This window comes from Streptomyces malachitofuscus, from assembly GCF_055571035.1.
The window spans coordinates 71,781-95,869 of record NZ_JBVIGA010000027.1 but is presented as its reverse complement, the minus strand read 5'-3'; the positions used below and the strand labels follow the sequence as shown (position 1 = coordinate 95,869).

The 24,089-nt window shown below is 69.1% G+C and carries 24 protein-coding genes and 1 pseudogene; 16 read left to right on the top strand and 9 right to left on the bottom strand.

Annotation, left to right across the window (positions count from 1 at the left end):
* Positions 1-1,676: pseudogene (locus ACZ44S_RS32040) on the top strand (relaxase family protein).
* On the opposite strand, the gene ACZ44S_RS32035 reads toward ACZ44S_RS32040, so the two are convergent.
* Genes ACZ44S_RS32035 through ACZ44S_RS32020 form a run of 4 tightly spaced genes read right to left on the bottom strand, consistent with a single transcriptional unit; the run spans position 1,677 to position 4,711 of the window.
* Entirely contained in the window at positions 1,677-2,231 is a 555-nt protein-coding gene (locus ACZ44S_RS32035) for a flavoprotein (protein ID WP_266519226.1), read from the bottom strand. It abuts the pseudogene before it with no gap.
* Positions 2,228-2,953, bottom strand: coding sequence for a WbqC family protein (locus tag ACZ44S_RS32030; protein WP_466935318.1), 726 nt, complete (start codon positions 2,951-2,953; stop codon positions 2,228-2,230). The genes ACZ44S_RS32035 and ACZ44S_RS32030 overlap by 4 nt, the downstream gene beginning before the upstream one ends.
* Before the next feature lie 28 nt (positions 2,954-2,981).
* Positions 2,982-3,671: a YdcF family protein gene (locus ACZ44S_RS32025; protein ID WP_030940709.1), complete on the bottom strand. Its 690-nt coding sequence runs from the start codon at positions 3,669-3,671 to the stop codon at positions 2,982-2,984.
* The gene (locus ACZ44S_RS32020; protein ID WP_362344949.1) at positions 3,668-4,711 is read right to left on the bottom strand and encodes a helix-turn-helix domain-containing protein; all 1,044 of its coding nucleotides are present in this window, start codon (positions 4,709-4,711) and stop codon (positions 3,668-3,670) included. The genes ACZ44S_RS32025 and ACZ44S_RS32020 overlap by 4 nt, the downstream gene beginning before the upstream one ends.
* A gap of 119 nt (positions 4,712-4,830) precedes the next feature.
* Here ACZ44S_RS32020 and ACZ44S_RS32015 point away from each other — a divergent pair, with 119 nt between their 5' ends.
* The 9 genes from ACZ44S_RS32015 to ACZ44S_RS31975 all read left to right on the top strand — a co-directional run bounded on the left by ACZ44S_RS32015 (position 4,831) and on the right by ACZ44S_RS31975 (position 14,507).
* Positions 4,831-5,247, top strand: coding sequence for a hypothetical protein (locus ACZ44S_RS32015; protein WP_466935315.1), 417 nt, complete (start codon positions 4,831-4,833; stop codon positions 5,245-5,247).
* Positions 5,247-5,675 (top strand): hypothetical protein, encoded by a 429-nt coding sequence (locus ACZ44S_RS32010; RefSeq protein ID WP_466935312.1) that lies wholly within the window; start codon positions 5,247-5,249, stop codon positions 5,673-5,675. Before ACZ44S_RS32015 ends, ACZ44S_RS32010 begins: the two co-directional genes overlap by 1 nt.
* A gap of 46 nt (positions 5,676-5,721) precedes the next feature.
* On the top strand, positions 5,722-6,843 hold the full coding sequence (locus tag ACZ44S_RS32005; RefSeq protein ID WP_466935310.1) for a hypothetical protein: 1,122 nt from the start codon (positions 5,722-5,724) through the stop codon (positions 6,841-6,843).
* On the top strand, positions 6,840-7,193 hold the full coding sequence (locus ACZ44S_RS32000) for an ASCH domain-containing protein (RefSeq protein ID WP_466935307.1): 354 nt from the start codon (positions 6,840-6,842) through the stop codon (positions 7,191-7,193). The genes ACZ44S_RS32005 and ACZ44S_RS32000 overlap by 4 nt, the downstream gene beginning before the upstream one ends.
* Positions 7,194-7,403: 210 nt before the next feature.
* Entirely contained in the window at positions 7,404-10,868 is a 3,465-nt protein-coding gene (locus tag ACZ44S_RS31995; protein WP_466935305.1) for a type ISP restriction/modification enzyme, read from the top strand.
* 131 nt (positions 10,869-10,999) lie between these two features.
* Complete coding sequence (locus ACZ44S_RS31990) at positions 11,000-11,518, top strand: DUF4760 domain-containing protein (RefSeq protein ID WP_466935302.1); 519 nt, start codon at positions 11,000-11,002, stop codon at positions 11,516-11,518.
* Positions 11,519-11,912: 394 nt separating this feature from the next.
* Entirely contained in the window at positions 11,913-12,245 is a 333-nt protein-coding gene (locus tag ACZ44S_RS31985; RefSeq protein WP_466935300.1) for a hypothetical protein, read from the top strand.
* Between the two features lie 278 nt (positions 12,246-12,523).
* Positions 12,524-13,825: a TrkH family potassium uptake protein gene (locus tag ACZ44S_RS31980; RefSeq protein WP_466935433.1), complete on the top strand. Its 1,302-nt coding sequence runs from the start codon at positions 12,524-12,526 to the stop codon at positions 13,823-13,825.
* The gene (locus tag ACZ44S_RS31975; RefSeq protein WP_466935297.1) at positions 13,818-14,507 is read left to right on the top strand and encodes a potassium channel family protein; all 690 of its coding nucleotides are present in this window, start codon (positions 13,818-13,820) and stop codon (positions 14,505-14,507) included. The genes ACZ44S_RS31980 and ACZ44S_RS31975 overlap by 8 nt, the downstream gene beginning before the upstream one ends.
* 167 nt (positions 14,508-14,674) lie before the next feature.
* Here ACZ44S_RS31975 and ACZ44S_RS31970 read toward each other — a convergent pair whose 3' ends face one another.
* A complete protein-coding gene (locus ACZ44S_RS31970) occupies positions 14,675-16,072 on the bottom strand; it encodes an NAD(P)-binding domain-containing protein (protein WP_466935294.1) in 1,398 nt (465 codons plus the stop codon).
* A 180-nt stretch (positions 16,073-16,252) separates the two neighbouring features.
* On the opposite strand from ACZ44S_RS31970, the gene ACZ44S_RS31965 reads away from it, so the two are divergent.
* Positions 16,253-16,618 (top strand): ArsR/SmtB family transcription factor, encoded by a 366-nt coding sequence (locus tag ACZ44S_RS31965; RefSeq protein ID WP_466935291.1) that lies wholly within the window; start codon positions 16,253-16,255, stop codon positions 16,616-16,618.
* Between the two features lie 200 nt (positions 16,619-16,818).
* On the opposite strand, the gene arsB is transcribed toward ACZ44S_RS31965, so the two are convergent.
* Positions 16,819-17,928, bottom strand: a complete 1,110-nt coding sequence (arsB, locus tag ACZ44S_RS31960) for an ACR3 family arsenite efflux transporter (protein ID WP_466935287.1) — start codon at positions 17,926-17,928, stop codon at positions 16,819-16,821.
* Positions 17,925-18,233 carry an ArsR/SmtB family transcription factor gene (locus tag ACZ44S_RS31955; RefSeq protein WP_190166888.1) on the bottom strand — a complete coding sequence of 103 codons (309 nt, stop codon included), beginning with the start codon at positions 18,231-18,233 and terminating at the stop codon, positions 17,925-17,927. Before ACZ44S_RS31955 ends, arsB begins: the two co-directional genes overlap by 4 nt.
* Positions 18,234-18,324: 91 nt before the next feature.
* On the opposite strand from ACZ44S_RS31955, the gene ACZ44S_RS31950 reads away from it, so the two are divergent.
* The 4 genes from ACZ44S_RS31950 to ACZ44S_RS31935 all read left to right on the top strand — a co-directional run bounded on the left by ACZ44S_RS31950 (position 18,325) and on the right by ACZ44S_RS31935 (position 20,715).
* The gene (locus tag ACZ44S_RS31950) at positions 18,325-18,747 is read left to right on the top strand and encodes an arsenate reductase ArsC (RefSeq protein WP_466935284.1); all 423 of its coding nucleotides are present in this window, start codon (positions 18,325-18,327) and stop codon (positions 18,745-18,747) included.
* A gap of 151 nt (positions 18,748-18,898) precedes the next feature.
* Positions 18,899-19,300 carry a DUF6153 family protein gene (locus ACZ44S_RS31945; RefSeq protein WP_466935281.1) on the top strand — a complete coding sequence of 134 codons (402 nt, stop codon included), beginning with the start codon at positions 18,899-18,901 and terminating at the stop codon, positions 19,298-19,300.
* Between the two features lie 123 nt (positions 19,301-19,423).
* Complete coding sequence (locus ACZ44S_RS31940) at positions 19,424-20,065, top strand: DUF305 domain-containing protein (RefSeq protein WP_466935278.1); 642 nt, start codon at positions 19,424-19,426, stop codon at positions 20,063-20,065.
* 158 nt (positions 20,066-20,223) lie between these two features.
* A complete protein-coding gene (locus ACZ44S_RS31935) occupies positions 20,224-20,715 on the top strand; it encodes a DUF4396 domain-containing protein (RefSeq protein WP_466935275.1) in 492 nt (163 codons plus the stop codon).
* On the opposite strand, the gene ACZ44S_RS31930 is transcribed toward ACZ44S_RS31935, so the two are convergent.
* Positions 20,706-21,317: a sigma-70 family RNA polymerase sigma factor gene (locus tag ACZ44S_RS31930; RefSeq protein WP_466935272.1), complete on the bottom strand. Its 612-nt coding sequence runs from the start codon at positions 21,315-21,317 to the stop codon at positions 20,706-20,708. The genes ACZ44S_RS31935 and ACZ44S_RS31930 overlap by 10 nt on opposite strands.
* Positions 21,318-21,499: 182 nt before the next feature.
* Positions 21,500-22,198 carry a hypothetical protein gene (locus ACZ44S_RS31925; protein ID WP_466935270.1) on the bottom strand — a complete coding sequence of 233 codons (699 nt, stop codon included), beginning with the start codon at positions 22,196-22,198 and terminating at the stop codon, positions 21,500-21,502.
* Positions 22,199-22,548: 350 nt separating this feature from the next.
* Between ACZ44S_RS31925 and ACZ44S_RS31920 the strand changes: the two genes are divergently transcribed.
* Positions 22,549-24,057, top strand: coding sequence for a SulP family inorganic anion transporter (locus ACZ44S_RS31920; RefSeq protein ID WP_466935267.1), 1,509 nt, complete (start codon positions 22,549-22,551; stop codon positions 24,055-24,057).
* Positions 24,058-24,089 lie beyond the last annotated feature (32 nt).

Below are 24,089 nucleotides of genomic sequence, written 5' to 3'. Positions count from 1 at the left end.
TTGATCCCGAAGATCATCCTCGGCAAGGGGCCACAGGCCACGCGCCGCACGATCGGCTACCTCTTCGGCAAGGGCCGGGCCAACGAGCACATCGACCCGCACCTGGTGGCCTCCTGGAACGACTTCGCCCCCGACCCCGGCCGCAGCCCCCACCGCGACCCGAAGGACGTGGAGGCCCAGCTCGCCGCACAGCTCGACCAGCCCATGAAGATGCTCGGCGACAAGGCACCCAAATACACCGTGTGGCACTGCCCCGTCCGTGCCGCACCCGAAGACCCGATCCTCACCGACGCCCAGTGGGCGGACATCGCCCGCCGGATCGTGGCCGCCGCCGGCATCGCCCCCGAAGGCGATACGGAAGCCTGCCGCTGGGTGGCTGTCTGCCACGCCGACGACCACATCCACATCGCCGCCACCCTCGTACGGCAAGACGGCCGCCGCCCCCAGCGCGACTACGACCAGCGCGCCGTCCAACGCGAAGCCCGAAAGATCGAAATCGACTACGGGCTCAGACGGTTGAAGCCGGGCGACGGCACCGCCGCCAAACGCCCCACCAGCAAGGAACACTTCAAGGCCAAACGCCTGGGCCGCGACACCACCTCCCGCGACGTCCTGCGCCTGCGGGTCCGCCGAGCCGTCGCCGCCGCAGCGGACGAGGCCGAGTTCTTCGCCCTGCTGGAGGCCACCGGCGTGAACGTGCGCCTCAAGCGCGGCCCGTCCGGCGACGCACTCGGCTGCAACTTCGCCCTGCCCGGCGACACCAACGACAAGGCCAGCCGGTCTTCTACTCCGGCTCCACCCTCGCCCCCGACCTCTCCCTCCCCCAGATCCGCCGGCGTCTCGCCACCACCAGCCCCGAACCGGCCACCGTCCGGCCAGGCAACCCCTGGCACCAGGCCACCGCCGCCACCGAACGCATCCCCCACCACCTCACCCACGGCGACGACCACGCCGCCCAAGGACAGCTGGTCGCGCTCGGCGCCGCACTGGACCTCCTGCCGGTCACCGCGCCAGCGGCACTGAAGGCCGAACTCGAACAGGCCGCGGCCGTCTTCGAGCGCGCCACCCGCTCGCGCATCGCCGCCGACCTGGACAGCACTCGCGTCCTGCGCCGTAGCGTCCAGGCGATCTGGAAGGACCCCACACGGCACGGGGACGGTGCCGGGCTAGCGATGCTGCTGGACGTCGCGCTCACCGCGGTCGCCTATGCGATGCACTGGCACCGCATCCGCCAGCACGCACAGCAAGAGGCGGCAGCCGAGCAGGCCCTCCTCCACTTGCAGGCCGCGTACGCGCAGATCACCGAACCGGTCCTGGTCGGCCTCGCCCGCCGGGCACCCAGCCCGCAGACCAAACGCCGCTACGCCCACCACCTCCAGCAGGCAGTCCCCGAACACGCCGAGCGCGTCCTCAACGACCCCGCCTGGCACTCACTCACCACCGTGCTCGCCGAGGCAGAAGCAGCAGGACACAACGCAGCCACCGTCCTCGACCAGGCCCTCGGCCAGCGCACCCTGAACGACGCCCACAGCCCCGCCCGCGCACTGACCTGGCGCATCCGCCGCCTCGGCGAACGCCACGCACCCAGTCCACAAGCCCAAGCAGCGAAGCGCAGCGGCACGCAGCGCCCCACCCCACCCGTCCAATCTCCGCCGCATCCGACACGACGGCGCTGATCAAGCTTGGGCGGACAGCTTGGGGGTGAGCAGTTCCACCGCTTCCTCCCAGCGGAAGCGGTCCGCCCCGCCCCCGGCCTTCGGACGATGCGGCTCGTACGAACCGATCAGCACACCCATCTCCCGCAGCCAGTCCAGACTGCGGCGATAGGCGGGGTGGGCGGCCTGCGCCGAGTTCAGATACGGCAGGACGGCGGTCGGGATGCCCATGCCGTACGCCTCGCACAGGATGCCCAGTGCCAGGGTGTCGGAGATCCCTGCCGCCCACTTGTTGACCGTGTTGAATGTGGCCGGTGCGACCGCGATGGCATCGGCGGGCGGCAACGGACGAGGATCGCCGGGTGAGCGCCAGGCCGATCGGATCGGGTAGCCGGTCTGGGCCTCGACCGCGTCCGTGTCGATGAAGCCCATGCCCTGCGGGGTGGCCACCACGCCCACGTCCCAGTTCGCCTCCTGAGCAGCCCTGATCAGCTTGCCGACGCTGTCGGCGACTCCGGCCGCGCACACGACGACGTACAGGAACGGCTTCTTTTCCGGTGCTTGCGGCTCGGTCACGTGAAGACCCCCAGAGGCAGCTCGCGTCGATGGGCCGCCAGCATGGCAGCCAGGGCTTCCGGGCCGATCTGGCTCAGCGCCCAGAGGCTGCTGATCTCTCGGGACCGCCGCCAGAGTGGGCCTCCCGTATCCACAGGGCTGTGGAAAGCCAGCACAGGGATGCCATGGACATCGAACGGAGCCGGGTCGAGGTAGCGCCAGCCGCCCGTGCCGCAGAGATAGTGGGTGCTGCCGGTGGCCGCGGCTAGGTCGGCAAGTCGCTCCGAGCGGCCTCCTCGGGTCGGAATCGCGCTGCTGTCCAGTACCTCGCCGCTCCAGCCCAACGCGGTCAGCAGGGCGACCGTCGATGCCCTGGCAACGTCGGAGACACGGTCGGTCGCCTCGAACTCATCGAGAACCGCCTCCAGGACTTCACGCACCGCGGGCCAGTGGCGGCTGCGGCCGTAGTACTGCCGAACCAAAAGACTCACGGTGCGACGGGAGCGGCCGGGGTCGGCGAGCCGCGCCTGGCTGATCAGCGTCGGGCGCCCGTCGGGCAGATGCGTAGGAAGCGTGAGCCACTGCTGATGTGCGGGCTCGTCCAGTGCCGCAAGGCGAGCCCGGTGCTGGTAGTCACGCCGAGCGAACTGGACGTCGCCGAGAACGATCCACCGATCGGCGGCGTACAGCTTGGCCAGCGTGGACAGCCGAGGGAACAGGTTCGGCTGGTGGATCGCACACACCTCGCCCGGCGACCCGACGCTGGGTGACTCAGGTACTGATGAGGCGGCTGTCGAAGCCCGCGCCCAGGAGGCGCTCGTAAGCGTCATGCACATCCCCCGGTACGTCCTGCTCGACGGCGAACCCGAGCTTCGGGTACTCGATCACCCGTTGCAGATCACCGACGAGCATGTCGACGACGAGCTTCTCGTCGCCGATCGACTTGATGTAGTCGTCCAACTCCAGCGGCTCGGACGCACACACGACCTCGGCCTCCGGCCACAACTTGCGGCACGTCGCGTACGAGCGGCGCTCCATGTACGGCTTGGAGATCAGCAGCAGCGACTCGACCGCGATGCCGGCCTCGTCCAGCAGCTCGCGGGAGAAGGTGATGTTCTGGCCGGTGTTCGCGGCCTTCGGCTCGACCAGGATGGCCTCGTCCGGCACGCCCATGCTCAGTGCGTGCTCGCGGTAGTGCACAGCCTCCCCGCGCGGGAAGCGAGCGCGGGTGGTGGGGCTGTTGCCCCCGCTGAACACCACGACCGGGAAGAGGCCAGCGCGGTAGAGGTCGGCGGCCGCCGTGGCGACGCCGAGGTCGTGGCTGCCCAGACCGATCGCCGCCGAGCAGGGTCGCAGCTCATGGCCCATCTGGTGGTACTTCCAGATCAGCGTCGCGTCGTGGAACTGCTCGTCGGTGATCTGGCGCTGCTGGTGCTCCGGCACTGGCACTCCCTGGCTCATCCTTGCTGGCCCTTTCGGATGCCCTCAATACTGCGCAGCTGGTGGCTCAGCCCGTACTGCCGAGCCACCTGTGCCGCCTGATCGAGGACGGACAGCCCATCATTCCGGGTCGCCGCATCCGACAGAAGGATGTGCCCGTACGCGGTGTCCAGCCTCACCCGCTGCATCGGGGAGTCGACCGTGCCGGTGGTTCGCGCGATGTCGATGTAGTGCAGGGCCTGCTTCAGGTCGCCGGCACCGCGGTGGGCCAGGGCCAGCTTCTGGTGGGCGACCGACCAGTCCTCCGGCTCGCCCAGGTCCTCGAAGGAGCGAGTGGCCTCGACCATGACGCCGGTCGCGTACTCGTTGTCGCCCTCCTTGCTCAGCGCCGTACCCACCCACAGCCGCGCCCTGGCACGGTCACGCGGGCTCAGGCGCTGGTCCCCAGCGAGGAGTTCGTAGTGGCGAGCGGAGGATTCCAACTGGCCCGACATCTCCTGGACGACGGCCAGAGACAGCTCGATCTGAGCCACCCGGCGCGGGATGTCGAGTTCGGTGAACATACTGCGAGCGGTCACGTAGGAGTGCCGGGCTGAGAGTGGGCCGAGGATCGCGCCCTGATCGCGCTGGAGGTCGCCAAGGAGCACGAGGGAACGGCCGTACAAATAGAGGCCCTTGTCGTCCAGCTGATGCGGTGCACGGCTGCCCAACCAGCGGTTCAACAAGGTCGAGGCGAACGGGAAGTCCTGGCGGCTGATGCAGACAACAGCGCGCTCGATGTCCTCGGTCCAGGTCTCGTAGTCCGCCGGCCGCCCGCTCTTCCGCTCAGGGAACAGCACTGCCTCGAAGCGGGTTTGGGCGGCGGAATCCGCCCGTGCGAGTGCGGTATCGAGGATGGCCTGGGTGTCCGGTCGGGGCTGCGTCTCCGCGCCGAGGCTCTCCCACTTCGCAACCGTGCGCAGCGCGACACCAAGGTGCTCGGCGAAAGCACGCGTGCTCATACGCAACGCGGCGCGCAGGGCGCTCGCCTCCCGACCTGTCCACTGCTGCACGCTGACCACGGATGACCTCCCTCCGTCACGTATGGAAGCACTGTCGGTGACGACGTGGGGTGGGAAGTGCAACGGAAGTACAACAGCAGGTCATTTCGAGGCCGTTCACGACGGCCGACGCTGTGAGCATGGACGACGACCTCATCACCGAACGCCGCTCCGTCGCCTTCCCTCAGGTCTTCGGCTACCTGCGCCACATCACCGGCGGAGTGTCCCGCCATACGGCGCTCGTCGACTGCCTCACCGAATACTGCGATCGACACGAACTGACCCTGTGCGGTGTCTTCACCGAGCGCGACGCCACAGTGATCATCCGCTCCCCCGCCTTCGTCGGTCTGCTCGACGCGCTCGACCTCCCAGATGCCTACGGGGCCGTGGTTCCGTCCATCAGCCACCTCGGCCCGAAGGGCCTCGGTGCCGAGCGCAAGCGGCAGATAGCGACAGCAGGCGCTCGTCTGATCGTGGTCCGCCCCCTCATGCCGACCACGCGATCCTCCTCGTCACTCGGCGCGAGCCACAGCCTTCGGCCGCAGGGAGATGTGTGATGTCCGTGCGTAACGCGTTGCGAAGCGCGCCCATGGTGAACGAAGTGCCGGGGCTGCGGCTGCTGAAGGTCGGCGACGGCTGGGACGTGGTGCGCACCTCCGCCGAGATCGGCCTTTTGGCCCTGGCCTACCTGCGCTGCACCGGCATCTCCGTCGGCCCCGTGCTCTATGACAGGCCCAACGGGCGTCTCTACTACGCCGTCCCGACCGGCTCCGCAGCCAATTGGGACGACCTTCCGGTACGACACCTCTCCACCAATTCCTGGCTCGTCGCCCCCGGCCTGGAGCTGCTCGACGACTGGTTCGGCGGATGGTGCGAGCTGCCTGACGACGACACCCTCACCGACGCGGACGCCCTCCGTGCCGCGCTCCAGCACCCGTACGTCACCGCGGCCAAGGACGAAGCGCAGGCCGACGCCTGCCTCTAGAACCCCGGGCCTCACGCCCCTCCACCCCAACCTCAAGGGGACACCTGTGACGACCCACCCCGTCTCACCGAACACCGTCCTCGCCAACGCACTTCTCCGCACAGAGGACGTCCTGACCCCACGCATCCTGGCCACCCCACCCGAGCGGATCGTGCTGGTCGTCGGCACCCAGATCAACGGCGCCCCGCACATCGGCACCTCGCTCGTCCAGTCCCTCGCCTTCGCCATGGCCGCCCGCCTGCGCGACCGCTTCGGCATCCCCACCACGGTCGTCTTCAGCGCCCTCGACAACGCCCCGTACGAACTGGCCACAGACCCAGCCAGCGGACATCGCTACCAGCGCGCCTACGCCCAAGCCCTCGGCGAGAAGTCCCTGACCGACCTCGTCACCGCGCTCTACCAACCCCTGTTCACGGCCCTGACCCGGCGCCTGGGCATCCCCCACCATGTCGAGACCTACACCCAGCAACAAGCCGGCGAACACTTCCGCCGAACCTGGCTACGGCTCCTCCCCCGCATCGACGCCGCCCGCTGGTGGCTGGCCCCCTCCACCGGCACCCCACACCTCCGAGTCCCGTGCCCCCACCACGGCTGCGGCTGGGCCGAGAAGCACGCCGAACGCACCAGGGTCCTCCTGACCGACCGGGAAACCGCCGCCGTCTCCGCGGTCTGTCTCCACCACGGCCCCTACCGAGCCACCATCACGCCCACGACCGGCGCCTACCTCGACCTGGCGACCCTGTACCGCAACCTGGTCAAGGAACTCACCCTGATCAGCACGCCGACCCGGGAAACCCTGTACGTCATGGTCAAGGGCGGCGACTGGGTCTTCGGCTCCATCCTGGTCGACGAAGCCCTCCAGGCCGTCGGCCTCACCCGTGCACAGCTACCCGCCCGGCTGTTCTGCCCACAGGTCGTCACCGACACCGGCGCGAAGCTCTCCAAGTCCCTCATCCGCGAAGGCCGAGCGCCCTTGCCGGAAGGCGCCGCGAACTGGATGCTCGACACCCGGCAATGGCCCGGCACCGTCACCGAATACGCCGATCAACTGCTGGCTACGGCCCAGACCCTGCTCTCCGACCCCCGACACTTCTTCCGCTCATACTCCGCAGCCGAGATCGGCCGCCTGATCACCGCACCAGCACCCAGGAGCATTGCCGCCCCATGAGCGACACCACCGGCCGCGTCCGCGAACTCAACCTGTACCGCCAGTACTTCGACCTCGTCGCCTCCGGCACCAAGACCATCGAGGTACGGGTCAAGTACCCGCACCTTGCCGACCTCGCCGCCGGCGACAGCATCCGCTTCCGCATCAAAGGCACGGACGAAACCTGCACGGTCAACGTCACGCGGGTCACTGAGTATCCGGACTTCGAGGCCCTGCTGGACGGCGAAGGGCCGGCCAACGTCAACCCGACCGCTCCCCGCGACGAACAGCTCACCAACATCCGCAAGACCTACCCGCCCGAGAAAGAAGCCCTCGGCGCCCTGGCCATCCGGATAGAGCTCAGCAGCTGACGCACTGCGAGCGGACTCTCGTCTGGGCATCGCCCCCGCTCTCCTGCCGTGCAGCACTGCTACCCATATGCCAGGCGCTTCCCCCATCGATGCCGTTGCCGCTGAACGGACACTCGACTCGGCACCTCGGGCGGCACTCTCGACGAGGAGTGATGTTGTGTTTACCGTGAGTTGAGGAAGATGCGGGTTGTGCTGGCCTTGGGGGGCAGGATGCAGCGCAAGGACCGGTTTCGGAGGATCGTCAGCGAATTCGGTGCGACGTGCAAGCAGGCGTTGCTGCACGGGCAGAAGGAAGCCGCGATCCGCCGAGCGGTAGAAACCCTTCTCGTCGACGCAGCAGGGGTGTTAGGGCTGCAAGCAGTCCTACACGCTGAGGTGGCCATCGCCGCCCATCGGATACGCCCTGACCTTGCGGTGCGGATTGGAAAGTTGCCGCGCAACATCGTCGGCTATGTCGAGCTGAAGAGCCCCGACAAGAGCGTGATCCATCCCGGCGGACTGAACCAGCGTGACCGCCGTCAATGGGAAGGCATGGCGAAACTGCCCAACCTGATCTACACGAACGGTCAGACATGGATCATGTACCGCTCTGGTCGGCAGTACGGCGACACCATCCACTTCGAGGGGGATCTGCGCAGCGCCGGCTCCCGCCTACGGTTGCCGACCGCCAGTGAGACCGCCTTCGAGGCCATGCTCGTCGCGTTCTTCGGCTGGCAGCCCAAGCCGCTCACGTCGATGCGGGAGGTGGTCGCCCATGTCGCCCCGCTGTGCGCGCTTCTGCGTGATGCTGTTCACGACCGCCTCGATGCCGAAGCGAGCCTCCCACGCCACCAGCGTCCGTTCACCGATCTGGCCTCCACGCTTGAGGTTGACCTCTTCCCGACCACCGATGACCGGGACAAACGGGCGACCTTCGCTGACCGCTACGCACAGTCCGTCACCTTCGCTCTCCTGCTGGCCGGTTCCGACAGCTCTGGCAGCAACGACAAGGCATTGGTCGGTATGAGCCTGCACGAGGTAGGCCGACGCCTCGGGGCTGAGCACTCCGTCATGGGCCGCGCCTTGCAGATCCTCACCGACCAGGTCGAGGGAGAATTCCGCGACAGTCTGGACATGCTCGTCCGCGTCATTGACGCCATCGACTGGAGAAGTTCCCTCGCTGGCGAACCCGGCTTCCACATCCATCTCTACGAGCACTTCTTGCAGGAGTACGACGCCGACCTGCGCAAGGACTCCGGCACCTACTACACCCCGGCCCCGCTGGTGACGGAGATGATCCGCCTCGTTGACGAGGTGCTCACCAATACGTTGGATTGCCCGGATGGCTTCGCCGACCCCGGCGTATCCATCATCGACCCGTCAATGGGAACCGGCACCTTCCTCACCGGCATCATCGACCTCGTCGCCCGCAAACAGTCCGAGGGCGGCAACGAAGGTTTCCGCGCCGAATCCGTGCAAGAACTCGCCAGCCGGTTGATCGGGTTCGAAAAGCAGATGGGCGCCTTTGCCGTCGCTCAGATGCGCGTGGGGCAGATGCTGCGGCACCTCAATGCCCGGGTCCGGCTGCGTGATATGCGCCTGCACCTGGCCGACACTCTCGCCGATCCATGGCGGCCCAGTGAACTCTTCGATCGCTACGGCGCCTTGTGGGGGCCTTTACGTGACGATGCCGAGGCGGCCAGCACCATCCAGCGCAACGAGCGCATCACCGTCGTCATCGGCAACCCTCCCCACCGCGAACAGGCAGAAGGTCAGGGCGGATGGATCGAGAAGGGCTCGCCGGGCCGCGGTGCCCCGCCTCTGGACGACTTCCGGCTGCGCGGTGCAGCGGGCGTGTACGAGAACAAGCTGAAAAGCCTGTGCACCTACTTCTGGCGCTGGGCCACCCACAAAGTCTTCGACCAGCACGACGATCACCGCCACGGTGTCGTCTGCTTCGTCAGCACTGGCGGATTCATCCGCGGCGCCGGGTTCCAGGGCATGCGCTCCTACCTGCGGCGGACCTGCACCGAGGGCTGGGTCATCGACCTCACACCCGAGACCAAAAGGCCCCCGCTCAACAGCCGCTTCTTCCCCGGTGTCCAGCAGGAGTTGGCCGTCGCCATTTTCGTCCGTCGACAAGGCGAACAACAAGACGCACTGGCCCCCGTCCACTACACGGCCCTTCACGGCACCCGCCAGAGCAAAGAGGAGCAACTGCACAACCTGCACATCAACGGTCCCGGCTGGCGCACTTCCCGGCCTGTTGAGCCCGTCCCTTTCACCCCCGCCTCCCAGAGCGGGTGGGACACCTTCCCCGCCCTCACCGAGCTAATGCCCTGGTGCAAGCCCGGCATCAAACCCAACCGAAACTGGGTCATCAGCCCCTCCAAAGCCACCCTGCGCCGACGCTGGAACCGCCTTGTCCAAGAACGCGATCCCGCCCGGAAACAGGAACTGTTCAAAGAGACCCGCGACCGCACCCTGGACAAGGAAGCCCTCCAGGTCCCGGGACATCCCCACCCGTCGACCCTCCTGCGCGTCGAGCAAGGCCCCTGTCCCACTCCGATACGTATCGCCCGTAGAGCCCTGGACCGCCAATGGCTCATACCCGACGGCCGCGTCATCGACTTCTCCCGCCCCGAGCTGTGGCGGGCCGACATCGATGGCCAAATCTTCGTAGTCGAACAGCACACCCAGCGCTTACAGACCGGCGCGGCACTGCTCTTCACGGCCCTCATCCCCGACATGCACTACTTCAATGGAAACGGCGGCCGCGTTCTGCCGCTCATGCACGCCGACCGCACCCCCAACATCACCCCAGGGCTGTTGCCCCACCTCGCCAACTCCTACGGACTCCAGCAAGTCCTCCCCGAGGACTTGCTCGCTTATATCGCCGCCGTCACCGCCCATCCCGCGTTCACCGAGCGTTACGCGGACGACCTCAACTCGCTCGGCGTGCGTATCCCCCTGACGGCCGATCGTGGCCTCTGGCACGAGGCCATCGGCCTGGGCCAGCATGTCTTATGGGCTTCAACGTTCGGCGCACGCTGCATCAACCCCGATGACGGCCGCCCGGCCGGCAAATCGAACTGGTGGCGGCACCTATACCCCCAGATCACGTACGCCCAAGAAGTGACGCCCGACACGCTCCCATCGGCCATCAGCTACGACAGCGAACGCCAGCACCTTGTCGTTGAGGGCGGCATCTTCACCGGTGTCACTCCACGCATGCGCAACTACACCACGGGTGGGCGCAACGTACTCGACAGCTGGCTCGCTTACCGAAGCGACCGCACCGCCGGCAAAGTAAGCAGTGATCTCGACCGGGAGCGCCCCGAGCGCTGGGAGCCCGATTGGAGCCGGGAACTTGTCGAAATCCTTGCCGTACTCAGGCATCTCACTGCCTTGGAACCTCGTCAGGAAGAACTCCTCAACCGCATCGTCGCCGCCCCCTTGATCGACGTCGCTGAACTCACGCGCCGCCACATCCTCCCGGTACCCGAGCGCGCCCAGCACGCTCACACCGGTCCGGACCACGCGTTCCTGCCTGGTATGGAGACAGTCGATGTCCAACCGCCAGGCCCCGTCGACCCCCTGTCTCTCCCGAACGACCCCGCAGATACCACACAGCCCAAGCCGCACTCACCCGTGCACCCCGGCTCACGTGCTCGACGGCGTCGCGGCCCGGCCTGATTGATTGCGCCAGTAGCCAGTACCACACCGCATCCACAACGGCTCCCTCGCCAGAGGCTGCATCGCGTTCTTCGATCGGCCTCAACGCGACACGGATAGGGACCGGGAATACAACAGCTGTTAACGGAGGCATGTTGGAGATCGCAGCCCTCGTGGTGTCGCTGGTAGCGCTGGCAGTGACCGGAGCCGTCTCGTTTCGGCAATTGCGACTGACCGAGCATGCCAACACTCTGCCGGTACTTGTGGATCTCTTCCGCGAGCATCGAAGCGTGCGGCTGGCACAGGCACGGCAGGTCGTGCACGAACAACTGTCTGCCTATGACCTGTCAGCCGGACTGGCTGGGCTACCCGAGGAGGATCGGCATCTAGTCCGTGAACTGGCCTGGTTCTACGACAATCTCGGGGCTCTGGTCGCCCACGGGGTGGTGGACATCGAACCCGTCTCCGGATACCTCGGTGGGTCGGTGATCTCGGTCTGGGAGAGCTTGCAACCGCTGGTGCAGGCCGAGCGTGCGAAGAGGGCGCAGAACGCCATGCCGGATCCGAACCGCTGGCAGGAGTACTTCGAGAACCTGTACCACCTCGTCCGCGAGACTCCTGCGGACCGAGCTCGCGCAGGGACGCATCTGTGGCGGCTTCCGCAGCACTGAGCATCGATGAATGCAAGCGGTGATGGCTGGCCAGACGCTCCACGCTGCGAGGGCACATCCAGGGCACATGAGCCTGGGAAACGGCGTTGACCCGTGAGAACTACCGAGAGGAGTTTTCCCAGGTCAATGCCCATTCCCCTGCGAACCCCCAGGTCAGCCCCCTCCCGCCCCCAATCGCTGCACGAGTGGCAGGACTTCTCGCACCGGCTGCACGAGGCGGGGCATCAGCCTTACTGCTTGGTGTGGCCCTGAGGCGGGGTTTCGTCGGTTCGGGCGGGGTTTTCGGGCCCCGACCGGCTCCACGCCGATCCCGCAGCCTTCCCAGCCCAGCCGCCGGCCGACCTGAGTGACCCGGCGGTGATCGCAGCGCACGACCCAAGCTGCCTTCGACGCCGTGGAGACCATGGTCGATCACTGGGACCGGCCCGGCTGGACGGCACAGACCCGCGCGTTCTACTGGATGCTCACCGTCTCCGACCACCCAGCGTCGGCCAACCTCGCGCTTCGCTGCCAACGGCACCTCGCGCCGCTCGGCCTGGATCCGGTCCCCGACGACGGGTTGCACATCACGCTGGGGCCGCCTGACGTGTGCCTGCCGTCGAGGTCAAGGCCGATAGATCATTTCGATCAGGCCGGCGGCAATCAGCGCCCAAGCCCCGATGCCCAGCAGCCACAGCGTGCCACTGAGGACACCGGCGGTGCCCGGAAGGGTGGCGGCCGGCCCTAACGTGTACTCGCTGCGCCGCATGCCATGGTCGAACGCGGGCCCTTTCACTTGGTCGCCTGCTCAGACAGGGACCAGCGACAACGCGTGGAACGGGGGCCGTGTTGGAGCGCATGGCGTAGGCGTAGACACGGCAGAGGGCACAAGGCAGGACCTGGCGCCGGAATCGCCGTCAAGGTTGTCTATCGTCTTCCAGTGCGAACGATCGTGGTGCCCGTCCGCGGAGCGGAGGGCTTGTTGTGGTGACGCGCCGGTGGCCGCGGCTCAGGCATCCGGCGCAGGTGGTCGTGGCCGGCTTCGCGACGGCTGTCGCGGTCGGAACCGGTCTGCTGATGCTGCCGGTCGCCAAGGCAGGGCCGGGCGGCGCGGGCGCGGTCGACGCGTTGTTCACCGCCACGTCCTCGGTGTGTGTGACCGGTCTGATCGTGGTGGACACCCCCGTCTACTGGAGCGGATTCGGGCAGGCGGTGATCCTGGCGCTCATCCAGGTGGGTGGCTTCGGCATCATGACCTTCGCCTCCCTGCTGGTCCTGCTGGTCTCCCACCGCATCGGCCTCAAGGCACGCCTCACGGCCGCCGCGGAGACCAAGACTCTGGGGCTGGGCGACGTCCGCTCGGTCGTGACCGGCGTGGTCAAGGTCAGCCTGCTGCTGGAGGCGGTCACCGCGCTGGTGCTGACCCTGCGGTTCGCCACCGCCTATGACGAACCCTGGCCGCGGGCGTTGTGGCTGGGCGTCTTCCACGCCGTCTCGGCGTTCAACAACGCCGGATTCGCCCTGTACTCCGACAGCCTGATCGGCTTCGTCACCGATCCGTGGATCTGCCTGCCCATCGCGCTGGCCGTCATCGCCGGCGGACTGGGCTTCCCGGTGCTGTTCGAACTGCGCCGCCGCTGGCACCGGCCACGGTCCTGGTCCCTGCACACCAAGATCGTGCTGTGGGCCTCCGGGATCTTCCTGGTCGGCGGCAGTGCCTTCATCACCGCGCTCGAATGGTCCAACCCGGCCACCCTGGGCCCTCTGGACACCTCCGGGAAGCTGCTGGCCGGGTTCTTCCAGGGCGTCATGCCGCGCACCGCCGGCTTCAACAGCCTCGACACCTCCCAGATGAACCCCGCGAGCTGGCTGGGCACGGACGTGCTGATGTTCATCGGCGGTGCCAGCGCGGGCACCGCCGGCGGTATCAAGGTCACCACCTTCGCCGTGCTGTTCTTCGTCATATACGCCGAGATCCGCGGCGAGGGTGCGGTCAACATCTTCCACCGCCGCCTGCACGGTGACCTCCAGCGCCAGGCGCTGACCGTCGTGCTGCTGTCCGTGGCCGCCGTGGCCGTGTCCACGCTGGCCTTCGTGGTCTTCACCAACCACGGCCTGGACCAGTCACTGTTCGAGACCACCTCCGCGTTCGCCACCGTCGGCCTGTCCACCGGCATCACCGCCGGCCTGCACCCCGGCTTGCAACTGTTGCTGGTCGCGCTGATGTTCATCGGCCGGCTCGGCCCCATCACCGTCGCCTCCGCGCTCGCCCTGCGCAGCCGCGTCCGCCTGTACGATCTTCCCGAGGAGCGACCCGTCATTGGCTAGGAGACTCAGCCCCAAGAAGCGGCGCAGCGGCACGGAAGGCTCCGTCGTCGTGATCGGCCTGGGCCGCTTCGGCCGCGCTCTGGCCCTGGAACTCGCCGACGAGGAGACCGAAGTCCTCGGCATCGACGAGAACACCGAAGTCGTCCAGGCCCTCTCCGGCTCCCTCACCCATGTGGTGCGGGCCGACTCCACAAAGGAAGACGCGCTGCGCCAGCTCGGCGTCCACGAGTTCGACCGCGCCGTCGTCGCCATCGGCACCGACCTGGAAGCCAGCATCCTCACCACCTCGCTGCTGATCTCCTTCGGTATCGAGAACGTCTGGGCCAAGGCCACCAGCGAGGCCCACGGTCGCATCCTCACCCAGCTCGGCGTCCATCACGTCGTCTACCCCGAACACGACATGGGGCAGCGGGTCGCCCACCTCGTACGGGGCCGCATGCTGGACTACATCGAGTTCGAGGACGACTTCGCCATGGTCAAGACCAACCCGCCGGCCGACATCATCGGCCTACCCCTGTCCAGCAGTGCCGTCCGGACCCGTTACGGCATCACTGTCGTCGCCATCAAACGCCCCGGCGAAGGCTTCACCTACGCCACCGCCGAAACCGTCGTGGAAGCGGACGACACCATCATCGTCGCCGGACGCACGCGAGCGACGGAACGCTTCAGCGAACTTCAGTAGAACCGGCCAGCGCCTGACGACGGCCCGCAAATCCATGCGGTTCTCACTCAGGTCGGGAGGCCCCCTGTGGGTTGCCTTGAGTTGCAGCGCGCGATCATCTCGGGCCCCGGAAAGCCCTTCACGGAGCCGACCAGCATGGTCAGCTCGGCGGTGACCCCGGCGGCCGGTCACGAGCCGCAGCAGCCGCCCGACGGTGCTTCCTCGGCGGACGTGCCTGCCGTCGCCGGTGCGCCGAGCTGCACGAGCTGCGGTTCCGGGGCGGCGCAGCAACCGCCGCTGTCGGTCTGCTGGGCGTCGGGGGTGTCGAAGAGGCCCGCGCCGCCGCAGACGCCGGTCTCGGGGAGGGTGAGTTCGACGCGGTCGGCGGAGTCGAGGTCGCCGGCGATGGCCGCGGCGACGGAGCGGACCTGCTCGTAGCCGGTCATGGCCAGGAAGGTGGGGGCGCGGCCGTAGGACTTCATGCCGACCAGGTAGACGCCCTGCTCGGGGTGGGAGAGCTCGCGGTGGCCGTGGGGGTAGACGGTGCCGCAGGAGTGCTGGTTGGGGTCGATCAGCGGGGCGAGTTCCACAGGTGCCTGGAGGCGCTCGTCGAGGTTCAGGCGGATCTCGGAGAGGAAGGACAGATCGGGACGGAAGCCGGTCAGCACGATCACCTCGTCCACGGGCTCCAGGCGGCGGCCGTCCTCACCCACCAGGACCAGGCGTCCGTCGGTGTCGTGTTCGAACGCCTCGGTGCGGAAGCCGGTGACCGCGTCGGCGTGCCCCTTGTCGACGGCGGCCTTCGCCGCGAGGCCGAGGGCGCCGCGGGCGGGGAGCTGGTCGGCGGTGCCGCCGCCGAAGGTGGAGCCGGAGATGCCGCGGCGCAGGATCCACACCGCGTGCGTGCCTGCCCCGTCCTCGGACTCGGCCAGCTCGTCGAGGTACGCGAGTGCGGTGAACGCGGAGGCGCCCGAACCGATGACGGCCGTGCGCTTGCCCGCGTACCGGGCACGGACGGCCGGGTTCTTCAGGTCGGGCACGCGGTAGGTGATCCGGTCGGCCGCCGCCTTCTCCCCGAGCGCGGGCAGTCCGCTGCCACCGGCCGGGCCGGCCGTGGCCCAGGTACCGGACGCATCGATCACCGCGCGGGCGAGGATGCGCTCCTCACGGCCGTCGGCGTACTCGACGTGCACGACGAAGGGCTGCTGTTCCCGGTCGGCGTCGACGATCCGGTCGCGGCCCGCGCGGGAAACACCCGTGACGGTGGCGCTGGTGCGGACCTTGTCGCCGAGGGTGTCGGCGAGCGGCTGCAGGTACAGCTCGGCCCAGTCGCCGCCGGACGGGTACGTCGCCGGGTCGGGCCGGGTCCAGCCGGTGGGGGCCAGGAGCTTCTCGGCGGCCGGGTCGACGACCTCACCCCAGGTGGAGAACAGCCGCACGTGGCTCCACTCACGCACGGCCGCGCCGGCCTTGTCGCCCGCTTCGAGAACGAGGGGCTCGATGCCGCGCTCGATGAGGTGGGTGGCTGCGGCCAGTCCGGCGGGGCCTGCCCCGACGACGATGACGGGGAGCTGCTGGGTGCTCATGATGCTCGGTCTCCTCTGGGGATGAAGGGGTCAGCGCGCGTGGGTGTAAGCGGTCATCTGGGCGTGCTGCCGGCGTTCGGCCGCTCGGGAGGCGCTGTCCCGACCCCTTGCTTCGATGTCTGTCGATGTCCCTGCACCTCGGAGCTTGCCACCCATATCGACGGGTGTCAACATAGACACATGTCGAAATCAGAGGTCGTGGAACTGCCCGTCCTGCAGGACGGCGACGTCGTGCCGTGCTGCCCGCCGATCACCGCCGGGGAGCTGTCCCCGGCGGACGCGGAGAAGATGGCCGCCATGTTCAAGGCACTCTCCGACCCGGTGCGCCTGCGGCTTTTCTCCAAGATCGCCTCCCACCCCGGCGGCGAGGCGTGCGTGTGCGACATCGCCGACGTCGGCGTCTCCCAGCCGACCGTCTCCCACCACCTCAAGAAGCTGCGCGAGGCCGGACTGCTGACCTCCGAGCGGCGCGGCACCTGGGTCTACCACCAGGTCGCCCCGGCGGTGGTGGCGGCCATGGCCGCCATGCTCGACCTGCGCGCCTGACCGCTGCCCGAGCCGGGCTGCGGCACCGGCGGCGCCCATGACCGTCCGGGTCCGCCGGGCGCCGGAGTCCGTCTCGGCCGGGAGCCGGTGAGCGTCACGCGGACGGCACCGCAGTCCGGGCAGGCCTCACCGGGCGGGCCGGACCTGAGGCGGCCGGGCGGGGAGGAGGGATCCGGCCACCACCACGACCAGGCGCCGCGTCACCGCGCCGTCGCCACCGCCTCGGTGGTGAACTTCCCGCGCCAGGCGAGCGCGACGTAGACGAGGCCGATCAGCACCGGTACTTCGATGAGCGGGCCGACCACGCCGGACAGGGCCTGGCCGGAGGTGACGCCGAAGGTGGCGATGGCGACCGCGATGGCCAGCTCGAAGTTGTTGCCCGCCGCGGTGAACGCCAGGGTCGTGGTCCGGTCGTAGGCGAGTCCCAGGCTCTTGCCGAGGAGGAAGGTGCCGAAGAACATGATCGCGAAGTAGACGAGCAGCGGCAGCGCGATCCGGGCGACGTCCAAGGGCTGGGAGGTGATGGTCTTCCCCTGCAGGGCGAAGAGGATGACGATCGTGAAGAGCAGACCGTACAGCGCCCAGGGGCCGATCTTCGGCAGGAAGCGGGACTCGTAGCTCTCGCGGCCCATTCTCTTCTCGCCGATCCGGCGGGTCAGGAAGCCGGCCAGCAGGGGGACGCCGAGGAAGATGACCACGTTGAGGGCGATCTCCCCCATCGAGATGTCCAGGTGCTCCCCATCGCCCAGGCCCAGCCAGCCGGGCAGCAGGTCGAGGTAGAACCAGCCCAGCAGGCCGAACGCGATGACCTGGAACACCGAGTTGAGCGCCACCAGTACGGCAGCCGCCTCACGGTCGCCGCAGGCGAGGTCGTTCCAGATGATCACCATGGCGATGCAGCGGGCCAGGCCCACGATGATCAGGCCGGTGCGGTACTCCGGCAGGTCCGGCAGGAAGATCCAGGCCAGGGCGAACATGACCGCTGGTCCGAGGATCCAGTTGATGACCAGGGAGGAGATCATCAGCCTGCGGTCGCCGGTGACGGCGTCCAGCCGGTCGTAGCGGACCTTGGCGAGGACCGGGTACATCATGATCAGCAGGCCGAGCGCGATCGGCAGGGAGATGCCGCCGACCTCCACCTTCGCCAGCGCGTCGTTCAGTCCGGGGATCACTCGTCCGAGCCCGAGGCCGACGGCCATGGCGATGAGGATCCACACCGCGAGGTAGCGGTCGAGGGTGGAGAGCTTCTTGACGATCGAGTCGTCCCCCACCCCGGCCGGAGCGGAGGTGGTGGGCTCGGTGGAGGTCACGGGCAGGCCCTCTTGTTGTCGGCGGCGGTGCGGGCGGCGGCGGCGAGTTCGGCGAACTGCTCGGACAGGCCGGCCAGGACCTCGGGCTTGAGCTTGTAGTAGGTGTAGCGGCCGCAGGGCTCGGTCCCCACGATCCCGGCCTCGCGCAACACCTTCATGTGGTTGGAGAGGTTGGTCTGCTTGGCTCCGGTCTCCTCGACCAAGTGCGTCGTACAGAGCGTCTCGCGTGCCAGCAGAGTCACGATCCGCAGGCGGAGCGGATCACCGAGCGCCCGGATCACGTCAGGATCGACTGAAGTCAGCATGCGCTGATACTCTCACATCACCGCTAGCTGATATCAGCGAGGACTGAAGTCAATGGCGGCCGGTTCCGCGCAACGAGAGAGAACGATCACCATGGCCGACAAACCGTCCGTCCTGTTCGTCTGCGTCCACAACGCCGGCCGCTCCCAGATGGCCGCCGCATGGCTGACCCACCTGGCCGGCGACCGCGTCGAGGTCCGCTCCGCCGGCTCCGACCCCGGCGATCGGGTCAACCCGGCGGCCGTCGAGGCCATGGCCGAGGTTGGCATCGACATCTCAAAGGAGACGCCGAAGATCCTCACCGTCGACGCGGTCCGCGAGTCGGACGTCTGCATCACCATGGGCTGCGGTGACGCCTGCCCCGTCTTCCCCGGCAAGCGTTACCTGGACTGGAAGCTGGAGGACCCGGCCGGCCGGGGCGTCGAGGCCGTCCGCCCCATCCGCGACGAGATCAGGGCCCTGGTCGAGGGTCTGATCGCCGAGATCGCCCCGATGGAGCCGGGGGCGACATCGTGAACCCGGCAGGGGTGACCGTGAGCACTTCCCGGCCACCGCTGGGAGCCGCGTCCGGCACGGTTCACCCCGGCGGGTCCACCGCGGCCGTGTGCCGGGCGCCAGGTTCCCGGCCAGGAGGTGCCTCGTCAGCCGGCACCCCTACGATGGGCGGGTGACCACGAGCAGCCGATCATGCAGGCGCCCTGCGGGGCGGTTGCTCGGGCTGCTGGTGACGGCGGTGCTGGCCGGGGTGCTGGGGATGCACGGTCTCGCGCCCGGCGGGGTGCCGGTGGCCCGGGGCGGTGCCGGTCACGCCATGGTGACGGCCGCCGCGGACGGCAGCGCGCACGCGAGCGGGGGGTGCGCGCACCAGGACGGCGGGTCGGGTCATCCCGTGCACGCCGACGGGACGTGTGCCGCCGCCGGCGTCGGTTCGGCGTACACACCCCCCGCACTGAACGGTGCCCCGTCGGCCGCTCCCCCGGCCTCGACGGCCGCCGCGGCCTTCTTCGCGGCACCTCACGACGGCCGGGCCCCGCCCGACCTGTCCGAACTGCAGCTCCTGCGGATATAGAGCAGCCCCGCGCGGCACCCCGGACCGGTGTTTCCGGTGACGGGTGCCGTGCGTTCGCGTGCTCAGAAGCATCCGATCCAACCGCGCGCCGGGTCCCGGCGCGCGTCAAGGAGTTGCACCACCATGATCCACAAGCGTTCACTCGTCCGCCGCAGCGCCGTCCTCGCCGCCTCGGGTGCGGCCGCGCTCGTCCTGGCCGCGTGCGGCGGGGACGACGGAAGCCCGGCCGGACACGGCGGCCACAGCGCCACCGCTTCCGCCACCGCCTCGGCGTCGCCGGGGCAGCACAACGCCGCCGACACGGCCTTCGCGAAGGGCATGATCCCCCACCACCGTCAGGCCGTCGAGATGGCCGGCCTCGCCCCCGGACGGGCGCGGTCGGCCGCGGTGAAGAAGCTCGCCGCGGACATCGAGAAGGCACAGGGCCCGGAGATCAGGACGCTCTCCGGATGGCTCACGTCGTGGGGTGAGCAGGTGCCCGCCGAGGGGACCGCCGACCACTCCATGCACGGCTCGGACGGCATGGAGGGCATGAGCGGCATGATGACGGACGAGGAGATGACCGAGCTCGAGAACGCCTCCGGCACGGCGTTCGACACCGCCTTCATGCAGCTGATGATCAAGCATCACGAGGGCGCGGTCGACATGGCGAGGACCGAGCAGGCCGACGGCGCCCACGGTCCGGCCAAGAAGATGGCCGGTGACATCGTCACCTCGCAGAGCGCGGAGATCGCGCAGATGCGCGAGCTGCTCGGCGAGGACTGACCTCCCCCTCCTGCGTCACGGGGTGGGCACCCGCGCGGTGCCCACCCCGCACCCCGCGGCAGGTTCCTCCACACCTTCCGGAATACCCCCTGGGGGTATATGGTTCCTCGGTGTGGGACCGCCCGGTCCCTGCGGCACGTCGATCGGGGATGAGGTTCATGGACCACAGCACGCATCACTCCGGCAGCGCGCACGACCACGGCGGTCACGTGCACGGCGCCACGTGGGCGACGGCGATGAAGGCGACGCTGCACTGCCTCACCGGGTGTGCCATCGGCGAGATCCTCGGCATGGTCATCGGCACCTCACTGATGTGGGGCAATGTGCCGACGATGGTGCTGGCCATCACCCTGGCCTTCGTCTTCGGTTACTCCTTCACCCTGTTCGCGGTGGTGCGCGCCGGGGTGTCCCTGAGGACCGCGGTCAAGGTCGCGCTGGCCGCCGACACCGTCTCCATCGCCGTGATGGAACTGGTCGACAACGCGATCATCGCGCTCACCCCGGGCGCCATGGACGCCCATCTGTCCGAGGGACTGTTCTGGTACGCGCTCCTCGGCGGCTTCGCCGTGGCGTTCGTGATCACCACGCCGGTCAACAAGTGGATGATCGGCCGCGGCAAGGGCCACGCCGTCGTGCACGCCTACCACTGACCCGGCCGACGCTCCGCCTCGTCCAGCAGTCGCGCCAGGGACGCCCGGGCGCGGGCCACGCGGGAGCGGACCGTTCCGACCGGGCAGTCGCTGAGCGCCGCCGCTTCCGCGTAGGGCAGGCCGAGCAGCTGGGTGAGGACGAACGCCTCACGGCGCTCGTCCGGCAGCGTCGCCAGCAGGTCCAGCAGGACGACGCCGTCGTCGAAGCCGGGCAGGCCGCGCGGCTGGGACCGCTCCACGGCGGCCTGCCAGTCCGGCACGTCGGCCGGCCGGGGCCGGGCGGCGTTGTACCGGTAGCTGTCGATGACGGCGCGGCGGGCGATGGACAGCAGCCAGATACGGGCCGAGGAGCGGCCCTCGAACCGGTGGAGGCCGGCGAGCGCGCGCAGGAAGGTGTCCTGGGCGAGGTCGTCCACGGCCTGGGGATCGCCGCACAGATGGCTGACGTAGCGCAGGACGTCGCGGTGCAGGGCGCGGACGAACTGCTCGACGGCATGCGCGTCACCGCTCCGGGCGGCCAGCGCCCACGCGGTTATCGGCTCGTCGGCCGACGCATCACGCCTGGACGTGCCGGACGAACCGGGCAGGTCGGATGTGATCACCTGGTGTCCTTCTCGGAATCCGTGATCCGGACCGGGGCACGCGTGGCCGCTGACGGTCCGGTGAAGTGAGGAGCCGGCCCTGCGCACACGGGCGCGGCGCGCGTGGCAAGCGCCACGGCGCCGGTGCGGGCGCACGGCCGGGCCCGGGGCGCGCGTGGGCGGCCCCGGGAGGTCGGCTGTCGTCAGAGGACAGCGGTCCCCACGGGCGGGCCACGGGAGGTGATCGCGTGGACGAGGAGGCGCAGGCTCGGCGCACGGTCCGAGCGGGGGCGGCCCGGGCGGACCCGGCGGCGGTCCGGGGCGGCGGGGAGGGTGAACAGCAGCCGCAGGGGCGCCGCGAGCCATCCGGCCACGGTGCGCAGGATGCGGAAGGCGGCCTTCTCCCCGTACGCCAGCCACAGGCCGGTCAGGAGAGCGGCGAGCAGGTGGGCGGCGAGCATTCCGGACGACGACGCGTCACCGCCGGCCATGGACGGGCCCATGTGAGCCACGTCCATGTGGTCCACGTCCATGTGGCGCATGGAGTGGGCGGACTGCGCGGAGTGCCCGATGGTGTGCCCCATGTGCGTGGAGCCCATGTGCGTGGAGCCCGTGGTGTGCCCGCCCGTGAAGGCGTCTGCTCCGGGAGCCGACTGAACGAGGGAGAACACCGAGTGCAGTGCCGTCTGGGCGGCGACCGCCACGGCCACGACCACCGGCAGCCCGCGCTCCCGGCCGGCCAGGCACCATCCGACGGCCCCCGTCGCGGCCGCACCGGCACCCAGGGTCCACAGGGGGACGTCGCTGCCGGACATCATGACGTGGCCCAGGGCGGCGAGCAGCACACAGACGGCCGCGAACACCGCGGCCCGTACCGTGCGGGAGCACCACCCTGCAGTCATGGCGCCTCATCCTCGCACCCGGACCCGGTCCGCCACAGGAGGACCGGGATTCCGCGCGCACCGCGCAGGTAGAGTGACCGGGTCCGCCGTGTCGGGGCCGACGAAGCCCCCGGCGAAGACCGTTGTCCGCGGGAGAGAGTGTGCGCATGTCTGTGAGGCCGGGCGCCGCCGTCTGTCCGCCGTGACCCTTCGCCCCGGGACGGCGTCCGACGGCCCCCGGCGCCGTCTCCCCGCCGCTCACTGACCACGGGCCGCCCGTCTCGTCCGTGGCCCCCCGCAACCCTCCCCATGTCCTCCTGCGCGCCCGCGCCGATGCCGGGTGTGCCCGAGCACGACAGGTTCCTTTCGTCTTGTCCACCTCCGCACTGTCCCCGTCCGCCTGGCTGCGCGGCTCCCGGCGCCCGTCCTGGCTCTCCGATCCCAAGGTGCTGCGCACCGAGGTGCTGGGCGGCCTCGTGGTCGCGCTGGCGCTGATCCCCGAGGCGATCTCGTTCTCGGTCATCGCCGGGGTCGACCCCGCGGTCGGTCTGTTCGCCTCGTTCACCATGGCGGTCACCATCGCGATCGTCGGCGGCCGGCCCGCCATGATCTCCGCGGCCACCGGTGCCGTCGCCCTGGTCATCGCCCCGCTCAACCGTGAGCACGGCTTCGGTTACCTGGTCGCCGCCGTGATCCTCGCCGGTGTCTTCCAGATCGTCCTCGGCGCGCTCGGCGTGGCGAAGCTGATGCGGTTCGTGCCGCGCAGCGTGATGGTCGGCTTCGTGAACTCCCTGGCCATCCTCATCTTCATGGCCCAGGTGCCGGAGCTGACGGACGTGCCCTGGCCGGTCTATCCGCTGCTGGCCGCCGGACTGGCGCTGATGGTCCTCTTCCCGAAGGTCACCACCGTGGTCCCGGCGCCGCTGGTGTCCATCGTGGTCCTCACCGTCCTCACCGTCGGGGCAGGGATCGCCGTGCCCACCGTGGGCGACAAGGGCGAGCTGCCGTCCTCCCTGCCGGTGCCGGGGCTGCCGGACGTGCCGTTCACGCTCGACACGCTCACCACCGTCGCGCCCTACGCGTTCGCCATGGCCCTGGTCGGGCTGATGGAGTCGCTGATGACGGCCAAGCTGGTCGACGACATCACCGACACGCGCTCCTCCAAGACCCGCGAGTCCGTCGGCCAGGGCGTCGCCAACATCGTCACCGGGTTCTTCGGCGGCATGGGCGGCTGCGCGATGATCGGCCAGACGATGATCAACGTGCGGGTGTCGGGTGCCCGGACCCGGCTGTCGACGTTCCTGGCGGGCGCGTTCCTGATGGTGCTGTGCGTCGTCTTCGGGCCGGTCGTCTCCGACATCCCGATGGCGGCGCTGGTCGCGGTCATGGTCATGGTGTCGTTCGCCACGTTCGACTGGCACTCCGTCGCCCCGAGGACGCTCAGGCGGATGCCGGCCGGGGAGATCACCGTCATGGCGGTCACGGTCGTATGTGTGGTCGCCACCCACAACCTCGCGATCGGTGTCGTGGTCGGCTCGGTCACCGCGATGGTGGTCTTCGCCCGGCGCGTCGCCCATCTGGCCGAGGTCACCGCCGTCACCGACCCCGAGGGCGGCACCGTCGTCTACCGGGTCACGGGTGAGCTGTTCTTCGCGTCGTCCAACGACCTGGTGGGCCGGTTCGCCTACGGCACCGACCCCGACAAGGTCGTCATCGACCTGTCCGCCGCCCACATCTGGGACGCCTCGTCCGTGGCCGCGCTGGACGCCATCGAGACCAAGTACGCCCAGCGCGGCAAGAGCGTCGAGATCATCGGGCTGAACGAGCACAGCGCCCGGATCCACCGCACGCTCAGCGGTGAACTCACCGGCAGCCACTGACGGGCGGGCAGGGGCGGAACCGGTCAGTTTCC

Excerpts from the sequence above, each read along its gene's own strand:
- ACZ44S_RS32025 (WP_030940709.1), bottom strand. The coding sequence starts at position 3,671 with ATGAGCCAGGGAGTGCCAGTGCCGGAGCACCAGCAGCGCCAGATCACC.
- ACZ44S_RS32015 (WP_466935315.1), top strand. The coding sequence starts at position 4,831 with ATGGACGACGACCTCATCACCGAACGCCGCTCCGTCGCCTTCCCTCAG.
- ACZ44S_RS32010 (WP_466935312.1), top strand. The coding sequence starts at position 5,247 with ATGTCCGTGCGTAACGCGTTGCGAAGCGCGCCCATGGTGAACGAAGTG.
- ACZ44S_RS32000 (WP_466935307.1), top strand. The coding sequence starts at position 6,840 with ATGAGCGACACCACCGGCCGCGTCCGCGAACTCAACCTGTACCGCCAG.
- ACZ44S_RS31995 (WP_466935305.1), top strand. The coding sequence starts at position 7,404 with ATGCAGCGCAAGGACCGGTTTCGGAGGATCGTCAGCGAATTCGGTGCG.
- ACZ44S_RS31990 (WP_466935302.1), top strand. The coding sequence starts at position 11,000 with ATGTTGGAGATCGCAGCCCTCGTGGTGTCGCTGGTAGCGCTGGCAGTG.
- ACZ44S_RS31970 (WP_466935294.1), bottom strand. The coding sequence starts at position 16,072 with ATGAGCACCCAGCAGCTCCCCGTCATCGTCGTCGGGGCAGGCCCCGCC.
- ACZ44S_RS31965 (WP_466935291.1), top strand. The coding sequence starts at position 16,253 with ATGTCGAAATCAGAGGTCGTGGAACTGCCCGTCCTGCAGGACGGCGAC.
- ACZ44S_RS31955 (WP_190166888.1), bottom strand. The coding sequence starts at position 18,233 with ATGCTGACTTCAGTCGATCCTGACGTGATCCGGGCGCTCGGTGATCCG.
- ACZ44S_RS31950 (WP_466935284.1), top strand. The coding sequence starts at position 18,325 with ATGGCCGACAAACCGTCCGTCCTGTTCGTCTGCGTCCACAACGCCGGC.
- ACZ44S_RS31940 (WP_466935278.1), top strand. The coding sequence starts at position 19,424 with ATGATCCACAAGCGTTCACTCGTCCGCCGCAGCGCCGTCCTCGCCGCC.
- ACZ44S_RS31935 (WP_466935275.1), top strand. The coding sequence starts at position 20,224 with ATGGACCACAGCACGCATCACTCCGGCAGCGCGCACGACCACGGCGGT.
- ACZ44S_RS31925 (WP_466935270.1), bottom strand. The coding sequence starts at position 22,198 with ATGACTGCAGGGTGGTGCTCCCGCACGGTACGGGCCGCGGTGTTCGCG.